The sequence below is a fragment of the Mongoliitalea daihaiensis genome (assembly GCF_021596945.1).
In the GTDB taxonomy this organism is placed as follows: Bacteria; Bacteroidota; Bacteroidia; order Cytophagales; family Cyclobacteriaceae; genus Mongoliitalea; species Mongoliitalea daihaiensis.
Genome location: NZ_CP063779.1, coordinates 4422055 through 4442819, shown reverse-complemented (window position 1 = coordinate 4442819; position 20765 = coordinate 4422055). Strand labels below are relative to the sequence as shown.

The 20765-nt window shown below is 38.0% G+C and carries 10 protein-coding genes; 1 reads left to right on the top strand and 9 read right to left on the bottom strand.

Annotated elements, in window-relative coordinates:
• Positions 1-152: 152 nt before the first annotated feature.
• The 9 genes from IPZ59_RS18770 to IPZ59_RS18730 form a co-directional block, all read right to left on the bottom strand.
• Positions 153-1337, bottom strand: a complete 1185-nt coding sequence (locus IPZ59_RS18770; RefSeq protein WP_236137573.1) for an MFS transporter — start codon at positions 1335-1337, stop codon at positions 153-155.
• Positions 1338-1431: 94 nt separating this feature from the next.
• Positions 1432-2539, bottom strand: a protein-coding gene (prfB, locus tag IPZ59_RS18765; protein WP_394800721.1) for a peptide chain release factor 2 whose coding sequence is annotated in 2 segments (ribosomal slippage) — positions 1432-2487 and positions 2489-2539 — 1107 coding nt in all. Because the reading frame shifts where the segments join, the coding sequence is not laid out codon by codon here.
• 62 nt (positions 2540-2601) lie between these two features.
• A complete protein-coding gene (locus IPZ59_RS18760; RefSeq protein ID WP_236137571.1) occupies positions 2602-3102 on the bottom strand; it encodes a hypothetical protein in 501 nt (166 codons plus the stop codon).
• 1517 nt (positions 3103-4619) lie between these two features.
• Complete coding sequence (locus tag IPZ59_RS18755) at positions 4620-5150, bottom strand: hypothetical protein (RefSeq protein ID WP_236137570.1); 531 nt, start codon at positions 5148-5150, stop codon at positions 4620-4622.
• Positions 5151-7947: 2797 nt separating this feature from the next.
• The gene (locus tag IPZ59_RS18750; RefSeq protein WP_236137569.1) at positions 7948-11010 is read right to left on the bottom strand and encodes a type I restriction endonuclease subunit R; all 3063 of its coding nucleotides are present in this window, start codon (positions 11008-11010) and stop codon (positions 7948-7950) included.
• Positions 11000-15190 (bottom strand): sacsin N-terminal ATP-binding-like domain-containing protein, encoded by a 4191-nt coding sequence (locus IPZ59_RS18745; protein ID WP_236137568.1) that lies wholly within the window; start codon positions 15188-15190, stop codon positions 11000-11002. Before IPZ59_RS18745 ends, IPZ59_RS18750 begins: the two co-directional genes overlap by 11 nt.
• Before the next feature lie 2 nt (positions 15191-15192).
• Positions 15193-16488, bottom strand: coding sequence for a restriction endonuclease subunit S (locus IPZ59_RS18740; RefSeq protein WP_236137567.1), 1296 nt, complete (start codon positions 16486-16488; stop codon positions 15193-15195).
• Positions 16481-17542, bottom strand: a complete 1062-nt coding sequence (locus tag IPZ59_RS18735) for a PDDEXK nuclease domain-containing protein (protein ID WP_236137566.1) — start codon at positions 17540-17542, stop codon at positions 16481-16483. Before IPZ59_RS18735 ends, IPZ59_RS18740 begins: the two co-directional genes overlap by 8 nt.
• A 4-nt stretch (positions 17543-17546) precedes the next feature.
• Positions 17547-19298, bottom strand: coding sequence for an HsdM family class I SAM-dependent methyltransferase (locus IPZ59_RS18730; RefSeq protein ID WP_236137565.1), 1752 nt, complete (start codon positions 19296-19298; stop codon positions 17547-17549).
• A gap of 343 nt (positions 19299-19641) precedes the next feature.
• Here IPZ59_RS18730 and IPZ59_RS18725 point away from each other — a divergent pair, with 343 nt between their 5' ends.
• Complete coding sequence (locus tag IPZ59_RS18725; protein WP_317208054.1) at positions 19642-20763, top strand: IS4 family transposase; 1122 nt, start codon at positions 19642-19644, stop codon at positions 20761-20763.
• Positions 20764-20765: the final 2 nt, after the last annotated feature.

The window sequence follows — 20765 nt, the reverse complement described above, 5'->3', positions numbered from 1 at the left end:
GCAGTACTAGTTTGGCACTTAAAATTAGGGAAATTGACGAAAAACTTTATGAGAAAAGTGCAATTTTTTTATTCAAATAATCAAAGTTTAATAATTGTGTTGAAGTTTTAGCATGAACCGATATGGAATGACAGAAATTGAATTTTTTCATGTTAAAATTTATCAGCTCCGGAGTTTTTAGGAGTAGTTTTATGAAACATGAGCAGTAAAAAAGCAATAAATGCAGACCCTGCACTGATCAAAAATACGAGTGGAAAGTTTTCTGGTTTATTGTTAAATAGAAACCCTGATACGATTGCCCCTATTCCAATTCCAGCTTCCAAAGCTATATACATGGTAGCCAGTGCTCTTCCTCTGTATTTGTCCAAAGATAGGTCAATGGTCCATGCAGAGATAGTGGGAGAGTTCATACCTACCGAAGCACCAAAAATAACCCCACCAAATAGTAACATGCCTTTAGAAGTGGCAAAAGCTACTAATATCATCGCTACAACCATGGAAAAAGATGCTGCTTTCATAACAGGAATTCTCCCATATTTATCCGAAGTTCGACCTGCAATGATCCTTATACCTAAAGAGGCTATGGTGAACACCGCAAAAAATAGTCCTTTGTTCTGTATACCTAAATGTTCCGAATAATCTGGAATAATTGTCAAAACCGTCCCGAAAGAAGTAACAGTAAGAAATAAAATTAAGGAAGGGAAGAGGACTCTTTTTTCAATGATTTCATCTTTTTTGAGTTTGATCAAATTCAGCCGGAATGGTTCTTTGATAGCTACGGTTTCTTTTAATCGCAAAACCACTAACATAGATAGAACCGCTGTGAAAGAAGCTGTATAAAACAAAGGGTTGATGCCATAGGCACTCCCGATATATCCTCCCAAAGCAGGGCCAGCTGCCATTCCAAGAGAGCCGAATAAGGACTGTATGCCCATAGCTTCTCCACGCTTATTGAATGGGACAATGTCTGCAACATAAGCGGAAGTGCCAGTAGGGGTAAAGCCGGTAGAAAATCCGTGAACAAATCGAAGAAATAAAAAGCCTGAAACCGTTGTGATGATTGGGTATAAAAGACTCACGATAAAGCATACGACCAATCCAAAAATCATCACCGGTACTCTCCCAATTTTATCTGCTAACTTTCCAGAAAAAGGCCGAGAAAGACCTGCGGTCAAGGTAAATAGTGATATGATCAATCCTTTGTAATCTTCACCACCGAGCGAGGTAATGTACGCCGGTAATTCTGGAATGATCATATTGAAGCTCGCAAAAAACAAAAAAGAGCTGAGGCAAAGCAGCATAAAGTCGAGCGTAAAAAAAGAAGGAAGGTGCTTCATACGGGTAGAAATAGACGAGGCTGCCTTTTCGATGGCGGAAACAAACAGTTCCTATATCTCAAAGTCAGCCCCTTCATAGGATTATTGGCACATATTAATTTGTTTCGGTCGCTGCTGCTTCTTCACTTTGTGCAAGTAAGTAAGCTTTGATGAAATCATTCAAGCCCCCATCCAATACATGCTGGGTGTCCGAAGTTTCATAGCTTGTACGGGCATCTTTCACCAATTTATATGGATGCAAGACGTAGTTTCGAATCTGTGAACCAAAGTCAATCTTCAATTTGGAAGATTCTATTTTGGCACGTGCCGCATTTCTCTTTTCCATCTCTAATTGGTAAAGTCTGGATTTCAACATCTGCATGGCGCGCTCTCTATTTGCTAATTGAGAACGTTCAATTTGACAAACTACTACAATGCCTGTTGGCTTGTGTGTCAACTGTACTTTTGTTTCTACTTTGTTTACATTCTGACCACCAGCACCACCTGAACGGGAGGTGTGAAGCTCTACATCAGATGGATTGATATCGATGTTGATCGAATCATCTACCACCGGATATACATACACAGAAGCAAACGAAGTGTGTCTTCTTCCATTGGAGTCAAAAGGCGAAACACGTACCAAGCGATGCACGCCAGTTTCTGATTTTAGAAACCCGTATGCTAAAGGACCATCAAACTGTAAGGTAACTGATTTGATTCCAGCGACTTCACCTTCTTGAAGGTCTACTTCTGTTACTTTGTAGCCATTTTTCTCTCCCCACATGATGTACATACGCATGAGAATAGACGCCCAATCGTTACTTTCAGTACCTCCTGCGCCAGGATTGATTTCAAGTACAGCCGAGAGCTGATCTTCTTCATTGCTTAGCATCTTCTTCAACTCCAGCTCCTCTACCTCTGTCAAGACCTTTTTGTATTCGCTTTTGATTTCTTCTTCTGGAACTTCTCCCATCGAATAAAAATCATACAGCACTTCCAAGTCTTGCAGATGAGTGTCCAGTGATTCAAAAGCGCTTGTCCAGCCTTTTCTCAGCTGTATTTGCTTCATTGTTTTTTCGGCATCTTCTGGATTATTCCAAAAATCTGGCTGGGCCGAAACAGCCTCAAAGTCTTCTATTTCTGCTTTCTTACGATCGTAGTCAAAGATACCTCCTCAAAGCCGAAACGCGGGCTTTCAAGTCTTTCAACTGGTCTGATGTCATAATTGATTTAATTAATTGAGGTGCAAAATTCGGAAATATTATGCGCTTAACCTAATTCATTGTCATTCTTCGTAAAGAATCACTAATTGAATTTTGTTTCTACCTTTATGCTTAAACGTTTTGTACTTCAGTTGTCGAATCAATAAGCCTGTGCCAATTAATCCAGCAGAAAGTCCAAGTGTTCCACCTGATAATGAAAAATCGCCTTCTTGGTATAAACTATTGATACTAGATGCTAGTAACAGCATTGCTCCACCTCCCATTCCTAGATAGGAAAGGTTGTCCAAGGTGTAATTTCTAGGGTCTTTTTTTCGAATGTCAACAGCTACTATTTGGGATGGTTGTATGACATTATCTGTCAGAATTATGGCATCAATCGTAATATCCCGTATTACTTCCGTGATGAAAAAATCATACTGTGCAGTCTTATAGACAAATTCTTCTCCTACTTCGAATTTAAGACGCGTCTTTTGGTTATCACCTTTTTGAAGTAAGATGAATTTTTGAGCACTCGCTGCATGCACAGTGAGGAAAAGTAGACAAAAGAAAAGGATACGCTTCATAATTATAAATTCCGTTCTAAAGATACAAGGATTTGTTTGTGTGCCAAAGGATAAGTAGGGGGTAGTGGGGTGAAATAAAATTGAAATAATGTAAATATAGATATTGGTTGATATTAGATATTAAGATATTGTGGGGGGAGTTGGAAATAAAGTTGAAATAGATATTGGTGGATATTAGCTGCGCGATATTGGTTGATATTTTTTTGGGAGTAGGTAGATGAAATAAGGTTGAAATAAAATTGAAATAATGGTCAAACTAAAAAGGGGCGTTAGCCCTGTTATCTTCGTAGAACTGATTAATGTAGTTTGAGACAGAGGGGCGTCAGCCCTGATATCTTAAACGGAGGGGTACTGGAATAGCTATTGGTAAATTTCTTTTTGTCCACAGATGACACAGATTTCACAGAAGGGGGGATTTAGAAGGGTTTTTTAGGTGGCTGGCATTACTGGATGGATAGATTAATTAGATTTTGTCGCAGGCTCCTTGATTGCTAAGGATTGATGTGTCAGGATTGAAGGATAAATTTTTTGGGAGTAGGTAGATGAAATAAGGTTGAAATAATTGGTGAATATTAGCTGCGCGATATTGGTTGACATTTTTATGGAAGTGGGTAGATGAAATAATGTGAAAATAAAATTGAAATAATGGTTCAAACTAAAAAGGGGCGTTAGCCCTGATCTCTTCGTAGAACTGATTTATGCATTTCTCAGGTGAGGGGCGTCAGCCCTGATATCTTAAACGGAGGGGTACTGGAATAGCTATTGGTAAATTTCTTTTTGTCCACAGATGACACAGATTTCACAGAAGAGGGAATTTAGGAGGATTTTCACAGTTTCTTTGGCTGTCGCCAATTGGGATTTACTTGTATTTGCATGATTTTCGGGGGATGGGACTTTAAGCAACTTGGACCAATAGGAGCTGTCCGAGATTTGTAATCTCGGTCTTAAGATGAATGAGGATTTGTAATCCTCTAGGGTAATTGATTTGAAACTAGCATTTATGTGGCTTGATAAGACGGCTCACCCAAGGAGATTGCAAATCTCCATTTATCTGATTCCCGAAATTGCAAATTTCGAGAAGCGGATATGCAGGCCTAACTCCGCAAGGAGTTCAATCCCGCAGGGTAATAGCCCCGAGTGGCAACTCGGGGTAGAAAAAAAGCACACCATTCAGAATTCCCGACTCCGGTAGGAGTCGAATTGGCATGATTATCAGCTAGCTAAAGAGAAATTCCAAAATCAACCTTTTACGTTCAATATTAGCATTGTCAGTTCACAGGAAAAGCAAAAATTTCATTATTTTTCATTCGGCCTTCATCATTGGACATCCAATTGCGTTCTCCATATCCACGGAATGCCGACTTTTTATTCCTACCCTACTATCTGCCTCCTCGCTAAACAGCCATCAAAATAGACACACTTGACGCTTCTCTCATCTTGAAAATACTTGACATTTCTCTTGTTGTTTTTCTGTATGCTGCGAGAGCCCCTCATTCCTAAGTCTACATTTAATACGCTTAGTCTTTCCTTTGAATTACCGAATTAGGGAATACGGATTGAATTCCATTATTATTTTGGAAGACGCCATAGCTATTAGAATTCACGGGTTGGATGCTTTTAATGGGGGTAATGGCTTGTATGCCGTTGGTATTTTGGAACACATCGATCCCGCCACGGCTGTTGGGTTGTATGGTTTGACTGGGGACGATGTTGGGGATGCCGGATTGGGTTTGGAATACCTGTGAACCCCCATTGGGCATGGGTTTGATTACCTGCACGGGTGTGATTTCCTGGATTCCATTTCGGGTGTTGAATACTTGCTTGGTGCCGTTTGGTTGCACTTGAATTACTTGGGAAGGTGCAATGTTACGGATTCCATTGGTGTGCTCGTACACATGGAAGGTATTGGCTCTATTCGGAGCAGGTGTTACGGACTGAGTGGGGAACGGAGAACTGATGCCATTTTGGGTTGGGAAGGTATGAAAGGTCTGTGCTCTAAGCGTGAAGCAGCATGCAAAAGCGAGGATACTTAAGAATACGATTTTCATTGCAGTAGTGGAAATAGTTGGTTGTTGAAAATACTAACGGATACAAAAACCGCCTGCAGGAGTTGGGTAGGCGATACCTATAACATAATAAAAATATTTACGAGGAAATGAATTAAAAGGATATTGTTTGATATTAGCTGCGCGATATTGGTTGATATTTTAATGGGAGTAGGTAGATGAAATAATGTGGAAATATGCTGATGCGTAATAATGTAGATACAGATATTGGTAGATATTAGCTGCGCGATATTGGTTGATATTTTTTTGGTAGTAGGTAGATGAAATAAGGTTGAAATAATGTGGAAATAAAATTGAAATAATTGTTTTGGACTCAAAAGGGGCGTTAGCCCTGTTTTCTTCGTAGAATTGATTTAAGTTAGTCCCAGGAGAGGGGCGTCAGCCCTGAGATCTTAAATGGAGGGGTATTGGAATAGCTATTGGTAAATTTTTTTTTGTCCACAGATGACACAGATGACACAGATTTCACAGAAGGGGGAATTTAGGAGGGTTTTTTAGGTGGCTGGCATTAATGGATGGATAGATTAATTAGATTTTGTCGCAGGCTCTGGGGTTGGGAGGGATTAATTTGTTGGTTTTATTGTAGATTTTTTTGAGTAGTTAAATGCAATAAGGTGGAAATAGATATTGATTGATATTTCCTTCGTGATATTGGAAGATATTTTTATGGGAGTTGTGGAATGAAGTAAGGTTGAAATAATGTGGAAATAAAATTGAAATAATGGTCAAATTAAATGGGGCGTTAGCCCTGTTTTCTTCGTAGAATTGATTTACGTTAGTTCCAAGCAGAGGGGCGACAGCCCTGATATCTTAAATGGAGGGGTATTGGAATAGCTATTGGTAAATTTCTTTTTGTCCACAGATGACACAGATTTCACAGAAGGGGGAATTTAGGAGGGTTTTCACAGTTTCTTTGGCTGTCGCCAATTGGGATTTATTTGTATTTGCATGATTTTCGGGGGATGGGACTTTAAGCAACTTGGACCAATAGGAGCTGTCCGAGATTTGTAATCTCGGTCTTAAGATGAATGAGGATTTGTAATCCTCTAGGGTAATTTATTTAAAACTAGCATTTATTTCGTTTGAAAAGACGGCTCACCCAAGGAGATTACAAATCTCCGTTTATCTGTCTCCCGAAATTGCAAATTTCGAGAAGCGGATATGCAGGCCTAACTCCGCAAGGAGTTTAATCCCGCAGGGTATTAGCCCCGAGTGGCAACTCGGGGTGAAAAATGATGTCCCATTCACCCTTCCCGACTCCGGTAGGAGTCGAATTGTAAGAGGTGCTGATGCTAGCCAAGAAGTCTAATCTTCCGCAAACATAGACTCCAGTCGCTCATCTGTCATAATTTGAAGCGAGACATACCTGCTGCAAGCAGGAGACGAGAAATTAGACCTGATGAAGCAAAGCAAAAGCTAATTTTTTAAAATTCCAGTGAAATTAGACCTAGTTTATAGGAGAAATCTATCTAAACAAGCAATCCCACCATCCCCGTGGCGTCAGCCACCCCATCTGTGGCAATCAGTGTTCATCCATTTAAAAATCTGTGTTCAAAAAATCGTCTTCCCAAAATTCAACTCCTACCGGAGTTGAGAGAACCGATATCAATTTGTTCTTTTTTTACCCCGAGTGGCAACTCGGGGCTAGCAACCTTGCGGTAGTTGACTCCTATCGGAGTCTTGGATTAGATTTTTTGGAGATGCTAAGGATTTGAAATCCTCTAGGGTAATTGATTTAAAACTAGCATTTATGTGGCTTGATAAGACGGCTCACCCAAGGAGATTACAAATCTCCGTTTATCTGTCTCCCGAAATTGCAAATTTCGAGAAGCAGGGTGTTGGAAATCTGAGGAGCAGACCAACTCCGCAAGGAGTTTAATCCCACAGGGTATTAGCCCCGAGTGGCAACTCGGGGTGAAAATATGATGTCCCATTCACCCTTCCCGACTCCGGTAGGAGTCGAATTGGAAGAGATGCTTATGCTAGCCATGAAGTCTAATCTTCCCCAAAAATAGTTGCCTGCCGCCCATCTGTCATAACTTGAAGTGAGACATACCTGCAGCAAGCAGGAGACGAGAAATTAGACCAGATGAAGTAAAGCAAAATATGATTGGTTAAAATTCCAGCGAAATTAGACCTAGTTTATAGGAGAAATCTATCTAAACAAGCAATCCCTCCATCCCCCGTGGCGTCAGCCACCCCATCTGTGGCAATCAGTGTTCATCCTTTTTAAAATCTGTGTTCAAAAAATCGTCGTCCCAAAATTCAACTCCTACCGGAGTTGAGAGGACCGATATCAATTTGTTCTTTTTTTACCCCGAGTGGCAACTCGGGGTTAGCAACCTTGCGGTAGTTGACTCCTATCGGAGTCTTGGATTAGATTTTTTGGAGATACTAAGGATTTGTAATCCTTTAGGGTAATTGATTTTAAACTAGCATTTATTTGGCTTGATAAGACGGCTCACCCAAGGAGATTGCAAATCTCCATTTATCTGTTTCCCGAAATTGCAAATTTCGAGAAGCAGGGTGTTGGAAATCTGAGTAGGAGACCAACTCCGCAAGGAGTTCAATCCCATAGGGTATTAGCCCCGAGTGGCAACTCGGGGTGAAAAATGATGTCCCATTCACCCTTCCCGACTCCGGTAGGAGTCGAAATATAGCGGGATTAGAATTTGTCAAAATCAGTATAAGGTTTATAGGGACTTAATCATCAATTCCGAGTATACGAACTCATATTCTCTTTGTTAACTTGGGTTCTTTTTCCAGAGCTGGGCTGTTTTTACTTCCTCAATTCCACCATCCGCTTCATCGTATCAAAGAAAGCCTGATAAAATGATTCGTCCTTGGCATACAACTTATACAATTCCAATTCGCGCTTTCGTTGTTGTCCCATGACCTCGTCAATGATTTTCTTGAGCGCTAGGTCCCGGTTTTGACTGTCAGTGTTTTCTGCTACCTTGAGTTTGAAGTCTGGATGTGCTTGAATATGTTTGTTTAATGTCAAAAATTTTACCCGCTGGTCTTCCGGTGTAGCATCCCAACCATGGAACCATCTTTCATTGAAGGTTTTGATGATTTCGTCCAATTGATCTTTTTCTTCATCGCCACCATGAGCACCTCTTGGGTTAGGGTTTTGCGGATCTAATTCTGTTGCCGAATCGTCCAATCCAATAGCGTGATTCAGTTTGGTACGCTCTAAACCATACGTAGACAAATCAACAGATTCCAACAGCTCATCAATCAATGCATCTTCTCTGGTTTTCACAATCAGTTTTGGAATAAGGAATTTCAAAAACCAGAACAGCTTTTCCCATTCCAAGACCTCATAAGGCATAATAGAGGCCATTTGACCATAGATTTTGACAAACTGCTTGGCTTTGATTTTAAAATCAACCTTCTCTTCTTCCTCTAATTCCAACTCCTGATTAAAACGGTCGGCAGCTACATCTATTATAGGACTGAGTTGCTGGGCATCGACCCCCTCAAAATACTTTTCTACAAAGGATTCTATTTCTGACCATTCATAAACGCCCACATCATCTAAAGTACCTTTCAATTCGTGGAGCACATTGATATCTGTAGCCCGGCTCAAGGATGTAGAAGTATAAAATGGATCAAAAGAGTTTTTGATGTCATCCACTTGATTGAAGAAATCCAGGATGAACAAGTCTTCTGTTTTCTTGCCCAATTTGTCTGCTGCCCGGTTCAATCTGCTCAATGCTTGTACAGCCAATACACCTTGTAATTTCTTATCCACATACATGGTACAAAGCTTGGGCTGATCAAAACCTGTGAGGTATTTATTGGCGACTACCAACAAGCGATAATCATCAGAATCGAAATTATCCCGGGTGTCCTTTTCTGCAAAACCATTTAATTCTGCTTCAGTGTATTCCACACCATCAACTGTTTTCTTACCGGAGAATGCGATTACGATTTTAAATGGATTGCCTTTATCATTCAGGATGTTCCGCATGGCTAAGAAGTAACGGACTGCTGAAATGATATCCTGGGTAACCACCATTCCTTTTGCCTTGCCTTTGAGTTTTTTGGTATTGTACACTTTACTGATAAAGTGATCCATCATGATTTCTGCTTTGGTGGCGATGGTTCGTTTATCCCGCTCTACATAAGCACGTAACTTCTTCTGGGCTTTTTTGGTATCGAAAAGTGGATTATCCTCAATGGATTTTTCTATTTCGTAATAGCTTTTGTAGGTAGTATAGTTTGCCAATACATCCAGAATAAATCCTTCCTCAATGGCTTGTTTCATGGAATACAAGTGAAAAGGCTTGAAAGTACCATCTTCCTGTTTGCTACCGAAACGCTCCAGGGTTGCATTTTTTGGAGTAGCCGTAAACGCCAAGTAAGATGCATTGCCTTTCATTTTCCGGGCTTGCATGGCTTTCAGGATTTTGTCCTGGGGGTCTTCTTCCTCCTCCTCATTTGCTCCCATACCCATGGCCTGATTCATGTTGCCTGCTGCTGTGCCACTTTGAGAACTGTGAGCCTCATCTATGATTACAGCAAATCGCTTGTCGCTCAAATCAGCAATGCCATCTACAATGAAAGGAAATTTTTGGATAGTAGTAATGATGATCTTTTTGCCTTGTTCCAGGCTGTTTTTCAAATCATTGGAGGAATAAGCCGGAGCAATAATATTTTTGACCTCTGAAAATTCCTTGATATTCTCACGAAGCTGCTTGTCCAGTAGTCTTCTATCTGTCACTACAATTACCGAGTCGAATAAAGGATTCTGAATTCCCTTGGAACCTGGTAGGCCCTCTCTTTCGGGATAAGTTTCTATCAACTGATAAGCTGCCCAGGTAATGGAGTTGGATTTTCCCGACCCTGCCGAATGCTGGATCAAATAGGTCTGTCCAACCCCATTTCTCGAAGCATGGTTGAGTATTTTCCGTACCACATCCATTTGATGATACCGTGGAAAAAATAGTGTTCGTTTATTCAAAGCATCTGTGGCTTTGCCATCAAAGCGGACAAAGTGTTGGATGATATTGGCTAAACTTTCTTTCGTAAATACTTCTTCCCATAAGTAAGCCGACTTATGTCCAAATGGATTTGGGGGATTGCCTTTTCCGCCTGCCTGTCCGGCAGACAGGTCGTTGTGGCCTTTGTTGAATGGCAAAAAGAATGAATTGGCACCAGCCAATTTGGTACACATATACACTTCATCTGTGTCAACTGCAAAATGAACTATGCAACGACCAAAATTGAGCAAAGGCTGACGAATGTCTCTATCGTACTTGTATTGCTTAATTCCATGTACTTTGGCGTTTTGTCCTGTCCATTGGCTTTTGAGTTCGAGCGTAGCGATGGCAATCCCATTGACAAACACTACCATGTCTATTTCTTCTCGAAGGTTATCGAGATTGTAGCGCACCTGACGGGTAACGCTGAACTCGTTTTTCTCAAAGTTATCTTTTACCGTTTGGCTACTGCTGGCCATGGGCAATTGATACAGTAAGGTGAAATGAGCATCTTCTACCTCCAACCCTTTTCGAAGCAAACGCAGGATGCCGTATTTTTTCACCATTCGATCAAATCTCTCCAGAATTTTAAGCTTCCAATCTGCAGCGCGTTTGAGTTTGTTGAGTTCTTCTTTTTGAGTGTTTTCTAAAAAATGCCAAAAACGATTTTCATCCAACGCATATTTAGCATTGAAATCATTCGCATGACCCATATAAAAGCCATTTCCACTACGATAGATTGCAGCGGGTTCTGAAGCCACCATCAAGTCATTCCCTATGTCCTCGGAAAAGGCACCAGTTAAAACTTTTTCTATGGCCGCTTCAAGGGCTGCTTCGTTGGTTTTACTTGGCATTGGCATTCTTTTTTGAAAATTCAAATTTGTAATTTCTAGGAATTAATTTATAATTATCACCATTGATTGAGGTGAGTTTATTACCTAAATCCTTTATTGGATTTCCCATAAAAATTATTTCTGATGGTGTTACTCTTACTATTTGATAGTGCGATTCTTTTAATGCTTCATTTACTTCGGCAATTGATATGTAAAACGAATCATTGTGATTATTACTTGTAGTTTTAACTTCTATAATAATTGGCGAATTATTCTCGTAAGCGATGATATCTAAATAGGCAAATTTATGATGCATAGCAATATAGAAATATGGTATCAAGGCCTTTTTCAATTCAACATCATTTTTTACATGAATTAAACACTTTTCCCTAAATTTATTATGGGAGTCATTTCCAAGTTTTTCTTTTATAACTTGGTAAATCTTTTCGATAGCACTTTTTCTTTCATCATGTGATAAAGTCATAAATAAATTAATATAATAACCTAGTACCTGCTCTTCACCGTTTGCGCCAGTTTCTTCTAAAAAATTATCACATTTTGTTGAATTACTTCCCCCTTGAAAAACTAATTTCTTTTTATTTATAACTAGAGAGTTTGCTTCAGATTTTCCATTGGCAGAAAAATTAGTAACTGTAGTGCTGCTATTAGAAACGGGTAATTTATTGAAAATGCTATCCACCTTTCTATCAAGATTCAATTTTGATTTAGTAGCATCAAGGCTATTCATGCTCACATTTTCAGAGACTGAAAAATTAAACTTTTCAATCAATTCTTTTTCTATTGCTTCTAACCGATTTTCTTGCCCAAAGCTTTTAGATAAGGCATTTAACTCATTAATATACTTTTTTGAAACTTCATCTGTTCGAAATTCTAAAAATGATATCATATTACTGATAACATTATCATTTAAACTATAATCAATTTCTAATTGGAAGTCATCAAATAAATTGTTGTAATTTTGTTTAATCGAAATTATTTTTTTCTCCAATTCAAGCAATTTTCCTTGATTAAAAAATTTTAAAAGCAAACTGCTTTTTTCCCTCCTATTATAAATATGCCAGTTTTGAGGGATGTTATCTAATTCAGCTAAAAATCCATCTAGTATTTCTTTTTCGAATGCTATAAATTTTTTATCGTAATCTTTGTCCCAAAGCTTTTTAAACAGATTTAAGTCCTCCGTTTCATATTCAATTTCTAAATCCTCAGGTTCCTTAAAAAAAAGAATAAGTTCTAAAGCACTACTAATACTTGTGTTATTAAACAAATATTTCGCAAAAAATTCTGCTTTTGTTTTTTTGCTGCAACCTTGAATAAAATAAATTTTCTTTGATTCTTTATCAAATAAAGCATCAGCACGATTTTCAAATTTTAATTCGGATTTATTAGAAATGATTTCTCTTGATAAGCTTGTACATTCGAATACTTGACATCCAAAAAGTAATTGTTGAATAACACTAATTCCGCTTGAGTTATCTTTATAATTTAAATCCGAAAGATTTGAATTGCTAACAGTGGACAACATATAACATATTCTACTTTCGACCAGACTCAAGGTTTCCGTTGTAATATCCCTTACAGGGTTAGCAATAATATCATTTTCAGTAAGTATAATTTTTCTATTTAATAACTCTTCTGGAATTTCATTTCCATTATAGAAATTCAAAAGTGGCACTTCGTATTTTTTTAAAATTTCATAATCCTGTTTATTTTGAGCAATAAAAAAATCATCATCCTTTGATTTCCATTCTAAGGTTCCCTTAGTGCTTATCAAATATTTATTTAAATGTTTATGCAATGGGGAAAATAAACTTGAATAAAGCCTTTCAATTCCATAACGTATAGAATATAGCTTTTCAAAAAGAATATACAGATACTCCTTTGGGAAATTATCGTAATCCTTTACTCTTAAATTATCCAAATCAGATTTAATGTTTCTTCCACTTATATTTTGGAGAAAACTATAATTATTATCATTAATTAATGCAGGGTGAACCTTTTTATTTTTAGCACTAATTACCCGAACATTTTTCAACAAATCATCGCCATAAAGTTTATCTACAGTTTCATTGCGTTTAAATAGGGCTGGTATATAGTCAATGCCATTATTCAAATTATTATATATTCTAAGATCACAAAAAATAAAATTATTATCCAAAGAAACACCAATGAATCGCAAAAAGCTATCTAAGCTTTCGGTTAGGTCTAATTTATCTAAAAAAGCAGTATCTAATTCCGACTTTCTACAGAGTTGTGCCGGCTTATATTTACCTATAGATGTCTTTAGAAAAACTGTTGAAACATTAAAGTAAGCCTGATTTACAACAGAATGAATTTTCCTCTCCTCAGAGGTAAATGTTCTAGTATAACGATGTGAGCATGTAGTAAAAACCTCCTTCTTGTTCTTCATAATTTGAACAATGCTTTTCAATAATTCAATCTGCTCCTTTTCAGTTAAACTGTCCTTTTCAAATGTTCCTGTATAGCTTACCTGCTTAAAGTATTTAAGGATTTCGTTGTAATCCTCAAAATCTTTGACACCTAATTTCTTTCTAAGATATTTGTCTTTTATTTCAAAATCCGTGATACTTACTCCAATAAATGAGGGTAGATGAAGGCTATTTTCACCTCTCTTTTTATAAAATATTTCTTTGCTCCTAGTTAAAGAAATCTCTGGTAATAAGTTACAATCTAATGAAAGCAATTTCGGAGCTAAGATATTTTTAAATCTTTCAACCCAAATGTAGTATTGGTTAGTTTTTGATGTAAACCTCTCAAGAAAATCGCTAATAGTGTCATAATAAACGGCGTATTCCTCATTTGATTTTTCAGCTTGAAAGTACTTACGGGTAAGCCTTGTAATTAAGTCAGATGCAAGATTGTATTCCCAATCCCAGATTTTTAAAAGACTCCTTACTTCATGAAAAATTTCGGAATGGTTCTTTATTTCAAGTAATCTCCATTCAAATTTTAAATTCATTTCGTCTATTAAATTTTTATCTACCCATTTTAAATTTAATTCTACTCTTTCTGATGAATCTAAGTGATTGTTGAGAGTAGCGAAAAAGAACTCTACACAGGCTTGTAATAATGCCCGATTGTATTTGCCAACGTCACTATTCTTATCGAAGTTTATATTTGTTCGATCAACTTTTGTTTGAAAGTCAGCATGGAAATCAATGTTCTTAAAGGGGGATGAAACTTTTGATGGGAGGTAATTAAATAAAACACCATCTGTTTCATAATTGATGTAAAAAGCAATAACAGGTTTTTCGATTTCAATATTTATTTTTCTAGCGAGCTGTTTGAGTTCCTCGTTTTGTAACTCAATTGAATATAGTCCTACTATATTTTTTTCTATTTTCTGTTTGTGGATTTTACCATTATAATCAAATGTGATTTTAAAGTCTTTATCATACTTTAATCTTATAAATTGGAAATGTATTTTTTCTATTTCATCATATAAGGATTGTACAATTTGTTCAATTTCGATATCAAATGGAATTTCGATAACTGTAACAAAACCATCATTAAACAATGCCTTAATAGTTTCATCCTCATTTTTTATTTGTAATGGAAAATAAAAGCCAGGAACACCCCTTCCTTTAAACTCTTTCTGAACAATACTGATTTTTTCTGATAAATTTTCTTGGATTTCTAAATCAAACTCTTTTGGAATGGAATTAATAGTTTTGAATGAATCGTAAATTCTAAAACTTATATTTTCCTCAATATTTGTTACTCCTTTTTTTATAATATTACCTTGGGTATGGATGTTAACAAAACCATGCTCTGCAATGGAAAAAGCCGATTTAAAGCCAACTCCTTTGTTTCCTATGCTGTTAGCGGCATTTTTTGTAGACGTAGATATAGAACAAAGTGACTGGAAATCCCCCCTTTCGGTGCTGTTCTTTTCGTAATCATAATCGGTAGTATAAGTAAACTTTGTGCCATCATTGGCAATGTATAGGACATTTCCATTTACCTTAACTAATATCCTTTTTTCTGCTTTATCAAAAGCATTCTGCAGCAATTCATAAATCACCCTTCCCTGATAATCTGAACTTACTTGCTCTACTTGACCAGCTTGTTGTTTAATGGTTTCAATCCATACTTTTTTGTAGCATTCATAATGCTTTTCAAAAATTGAATTTGCGGATATTTCTGTTAAGCTCTTTTCCATAATTATTCCACCTTTATCTTCCCCGTTACCGCACTGTCTATCAAAGTAGCCTTGTATTCTTTTAGCTTATCGATTTGATTTTGTTGTAATGAAATGGCTTGGTCGGTTTTGGCGGATTGGGTTTCGATATATTTTATAATCCTCCGCTGTTCTTCAAACGGAGGAAAGACGATCGGATAATTAATAACATCCGATCTATTGACTTTCGGCATTGCAACTCTTAAAGACTGATTTATCATAAAATCATTGAATTGCTCACCCAAAAAGACAAACAGCAAATAGTCTTCACTAACATCTTTTGATGCTTTTATAGCATACATGTCAGCACTACACAGACAGACCTTATCAGTTTTACATACTTTTCTCAATTCTGGCCTGATTTTACTATAGATTAAATCACCTTCTTTTGCCAAATATTTCCCACTATCAGCCCCTTGTTGATCAGCTGTTTCCTCATATAGAATGACACCAGAGCGTGATTCAATATGATTGGGAGCTATTAAAATCATTTCTTTGTAAGGAGAAATCTTTGGATCAACCTGCCCACCTCTAATAAATGCTACATACTTCAACTTCTTCACCTCCCAATGTTCCGGAATCTCCCCAATCCATTCCACACCAGAGTCTTTCATTCTCGCATTCGGGTCTAAACCTTTGGTTACCGCATTTTGAATGATGATCTGCTTGCGTTCTTTGAGCAGGGCTATGAGCTGCTCTTTTTGGGCAATGGCTTGGTCTATTTTGGCGGTTTTGTCGTCTAGGAAATTGGCAATGGCGGTTTGTTCGAAAGGGGAAGGAAGTATTGACCAAATAGCAAAAAAATCATCTGTGTACAATCTTAGTCTACTTTCTATGACACCTGAACTGTTCCTTTTAAATTCAGATTTGTATATCTGGCTTCTCACTAAATAGTGAAAGAAGCGTTCGGAATTACCTTTATTTAAACGATATATTGAATAAGCAGGACTTGTTATCCCATTAAAAGGAGAGAATCCAAGACTACCATTCCATGCCAGCATGATGTTACTGACCAAATCGTTTTGATAAACCTTTTTGTAACCTTCAAGTGTCGAAGCGGTTGTCAATAAATCACCTTCTTCAACTTTATCGGATTTTTTAGTAACGCCAGTGTACTGAGATACGGACAATAAATCTTCTGTACCATCATCGCTTCTTTCATTAATCTCTCTAAATAAATACTTGAATTTCCTTAATTCCCATCCTTCAGGAATTTCCCCCAGCCAATCCACTCCCGAATCTTTGTAGGCGGGGTATTTTTGTACTGCCAATTTATTCATAGCTGCTCGATTTTAGGGTTTGTTCGATTTCTTCTATGGTGGGCATGCTCGATTTTAAGTCCTCCGGCAATATTTCTGTCAGTTTAAATTCACTTACGCCCATAGGTTTGTTGATGTCGCGCAGGGCAAACTCAGCTTCGATGTTGTTTTTATCTCTGCAAAGCAAAATGCCAATGGTAGGTTTGTCGTCTTCTAGTTTAAGTAAGCTATCTACTGCCGAAAGGTAAAAGTTGAGTTTACCGGCATACTCCGGCATAAAGGCAGTATTTTTCAGCTCAATCACCACATAGGCTTTGAGCACCACATGGTAAAATAATAAGTCAATGTAATACTCTTTTTCGCCTATCTGCATGGGATACTGCCTTCCAACGTATGCAAAGCCTTTGCCTAGCTCCAACAAGAATTTGGATATGTGTTGTACCAATTGATTTTCAATATCACGTTCGTTATACTTTTCTGCCAATGCTACAAAATCGAACACATAAGGATCTTTTAAGCTTTGCTGTGCTAAATCGGAAGTAGGTTTTGGTAGCGTCTGTTTGAAGTTGCTGATGACTTTTCCGCTTCGTTCAAACAAATTTGATTTCAACTGTAAGGCCAATATATCACGACTCCAGTTATTATGAAGTGTTTGTTGTTGATAGAACAGCGCTTCTGCAATGTTTTTTGATTTGCTAAAGATCAATACATTATGACCCCATGGCAATTGGTCAACAGCGTGTTGACCAAAATCCACTCGCTCCGATTGGCCAACGGTCTGTTGACCAATTTCATTTTTATAAAACTGATAAAACTGGCGGCAATACTTCAGATTGGTAACTGAAAAGCCTTTCATATCTGTAAATTCGGTGCTTAAATCTTTTGAAAGTTGCACAATCAACTTATCACCCCAAGCTGCTTTCAGTTGTTGCTCACTGATCATTTTGCCCAAGTCAAAATAAAAGTGGATCAGCTCCTTGTTGGCAGCCAAAGCCGCTTTTACCCGGGCAACGCTAACTTTCGCTTTTAACGCTTTTAGCCAATCTTGATATTCCTTGTCGCTTTGTATCTCCATCGGCTTACATTTTCAGAATATCCATAATCAAGCCTTCACTCTCTAGCTCCAAAGCCAAAATTTCAGCACTTACCTCATCGATCGATCTAAGTGGCTTGTGTTGGTAGAAATACTTGTTGAAACTGATTTCATAGCCAATTTTGGTTTTGTCCAAATCAATCCAAGCTTCTGGCACATGTGGTTTTACTTCCCGCAAGAAATAATCGTGAATGCTTTCCGCCAATGGCACACTTTCGCTGTCACGTAGGTCCGTTTGGTTTTCGTAGACGATGTATTCATTGGCCTTTCCACTTGGGTAGTAGCCGTAATCAGGTAGTTGTTCTACCGTACAATTTAAATGGTCCAAGAGTTGGTCGAGCTTGTCGCCACTTAACTTCTGGGTTTTCTTGATGACCTTTTCGGCTGTTTCATCATACCAGCTTACGGCAGCCAAAATTTGGTTCTTTTCGCTGGCAGAGAGTTTTGATTTTTGGGCTTTCAGTTCTTGGTTTACATCCTCCAAAAAGACATTGAAATCGCTGTATTCATCCGTACCAATGGCGTCCATCAATGCACTGGCAGTTTCCAATATTTCTTGTTGCTTTTTCCAAGTCGTGATAGCAGTAAGTGCTTTCCGCTTCTTAGCGTTTAGGTCCAGGTCGTTTTTCTCACACCATTCCAACAGCTCTTTTTCTATGGATTTTAAATTGGTGTAAACGCTTTCCCCAAAGGTTTCAAAAGCCCATTGCATGGGTTCTTTGAGTGTTTTGTCATAGCGCAAGTCGGCAATGCGTTCGGCAGAAAACTGGGCTTTCAGTCTGGCCGCTCGGTCAATCGTTACTTTGAAATACCCAAAATCGGAATTATCAAAAACCTTGGCCGCCAAACCATCTTCGCCTTGGCGCTCCACCGTCTCAAAATTGGTATAAGCATCCTGAATTTCTTGGATGTGTGAAGCCGTCAGTTCGCAGTTCTTATTGCCCAGGTTTTTACGCAGTTTGGCAAAACGCTGAGAAGCATCAATCAGCAACACTTTTCCTTTTCGCTGGGCTGCTTTGTTGTTGTGCAAAATCCAGATGTAGGTGGTAATGCCGGTATTGTAAAAAAGGTTGTTGGGCAATTGAATGATACAGTCCAGCCAATCGTTTTCAATGATGTGTCTGCGGATATTGCTTTCACCGCCACCTGCATCACCTGTAAAAAGGCTAGAGCCGTTATGCACCGAAGCAATACGAGAACCCAATGGGCTTTGGCTGGTCGGCTTCATTTTGTTCACCATTTCCATCAGAAAAAGTAATTGGCCATCGGAGGAGCGAGGGGTGGCATCTGCTTCTTCTACATTGCCCCAATAATCTTTGAGATTTACTACAAAACGGGAGTCGATGACAGCATTTCCATCCTTGATGTTTTTTACCTCACTTGCCCAGGATTTTCCATAAGGCGGATTGGAAAGCATAAAGTCAAAGGTGTGCCCGGAAAATTCATCCGTGGAAAGGGTAGAGCCTACACGGATGTTTTCAGGGTTGTTGCCCTTGATCATCATGTCTGACTTACAAATGGCGTAGGTCTCGTCATTGATTTCCTTGCCATATAGGTACACATCACCCATAGCCCGAATGGCACCTTCTTCATCCTTGATGAAATTCTGAGATTCGGTCAGCATGCCACCCGAACCACAAGCCATAGCCGTCAGGCTAATGGGCCTGAAATCAGAAGTCTGAGCTGATTTACAAACAAAACGTAGATCCCCCTTGGGATCTTTCGTCCTTTTGCTCATATTTGTATAAGTTTTTAGTTATTTTGAAAAAGGCGGCTCAACTTGGTCGTTATCCGCCTTTTTCTTCTATAAATATAACAATATTTTTACAGTAAAGGGAAGAAAATCAAGGAAATTTACTTGAAAAAGATCAGATTTTAAGGGAAAAATTTCATAGTTTCTTTAATCCAAAAACCATTAACTCAATCGCCTCTGAAACTCGTTTCTGTATCAGGAAGTCTAAACTTGACGGTTTCGGGTTCCTGCTTAGTTTGATGTTTTCGTATCAACGGGGAAAATTTTTCAGCTTATTGGATATGGCCTCCTTTCTGTTTGAGCAGTTCGGTATCAATATTACAAAGCAATCCTTACACGATCGATTTACAGCTCAAGCAGTATCATTTTTAAAAGATGTCTTGACATACTTTTGTTTCAAAAGATTAGATATCAGGGCAATAGAGAACTCCTTACATCCCATTTTAAAAGAATCAGGATCAAGGATTCAACCAAGTTTTCTCTCCCTGACCCTTTTTCGGAAAAATATAAGGGATATGGCGGAGCCCTTAGCCAATCATCATCAATGATAAGTATCCAATATGAATACGATTTCATTAGCGGTCAAAGTATGGATCTGAGACTGACCTCTGGGGTATTGAACGATCAGTCAGACTCAGCGGAATTTACTCATGATATATGTGAAAAAGATCTTTTTTTAAGAGATCTGGGATATTCTACCCTGAAGTTTATGACAAAGGTCCATTCTGCGGGAGCCTATTTTATCAACCGTTTGGGGCCACAGGTGAATTGCTATCTTGATTTGGATTCAGAGGAACCTGTAGACTTAAAAAATCACCTTCACAAACTCAAAAAAAATCATCTTGACTATATTGAAGTCTCTGTATACTTAGGTAAAAAGGAGCGTGTTCCTGCGCGTTTGGTTCTTTCACTTGCCAATGAAGAAACCTATCAAAAAAGACTAAAAAAAACAACCAAACAAGCAAGGTCAACAGGACATAATGTTTCTGAAAAGTTTAAAATCAAGGCCAGACTCAATATTATGGTTACCAATGTTCCGTCTGAGGTACTAAAAACCAATGAAATAAGAAAAGTTTACGCTATGAGATGGCAAATAGAACTCATTTTCAAGACTTGGAAATCTTTGGTTACGATAAATGAGTTTAACAGTAAAAAAATTCATAGGTTTGAATGTCAGCTTTACGGAAAGCTAATTTGGGTAATCCTTAATCTAAAGATATTCAACTGTTTACAAGAGCAGATGTATGGTAAATATAAGATACTATGCAGTATTTGGAAATACTTTAGACTGATACAAAACATCCAAAACTTTCTAATAAAAGCAGTTAAAAACCAAAACCAGCTCCGACTTTTGATTAAAAAATTGATCGATTATGCTCCAAAAGCAATTTATCTTGAAAAAAAGAAAGGAAAATTGGCTCTTGAACATATAATTAACCTCTTAACCTGACG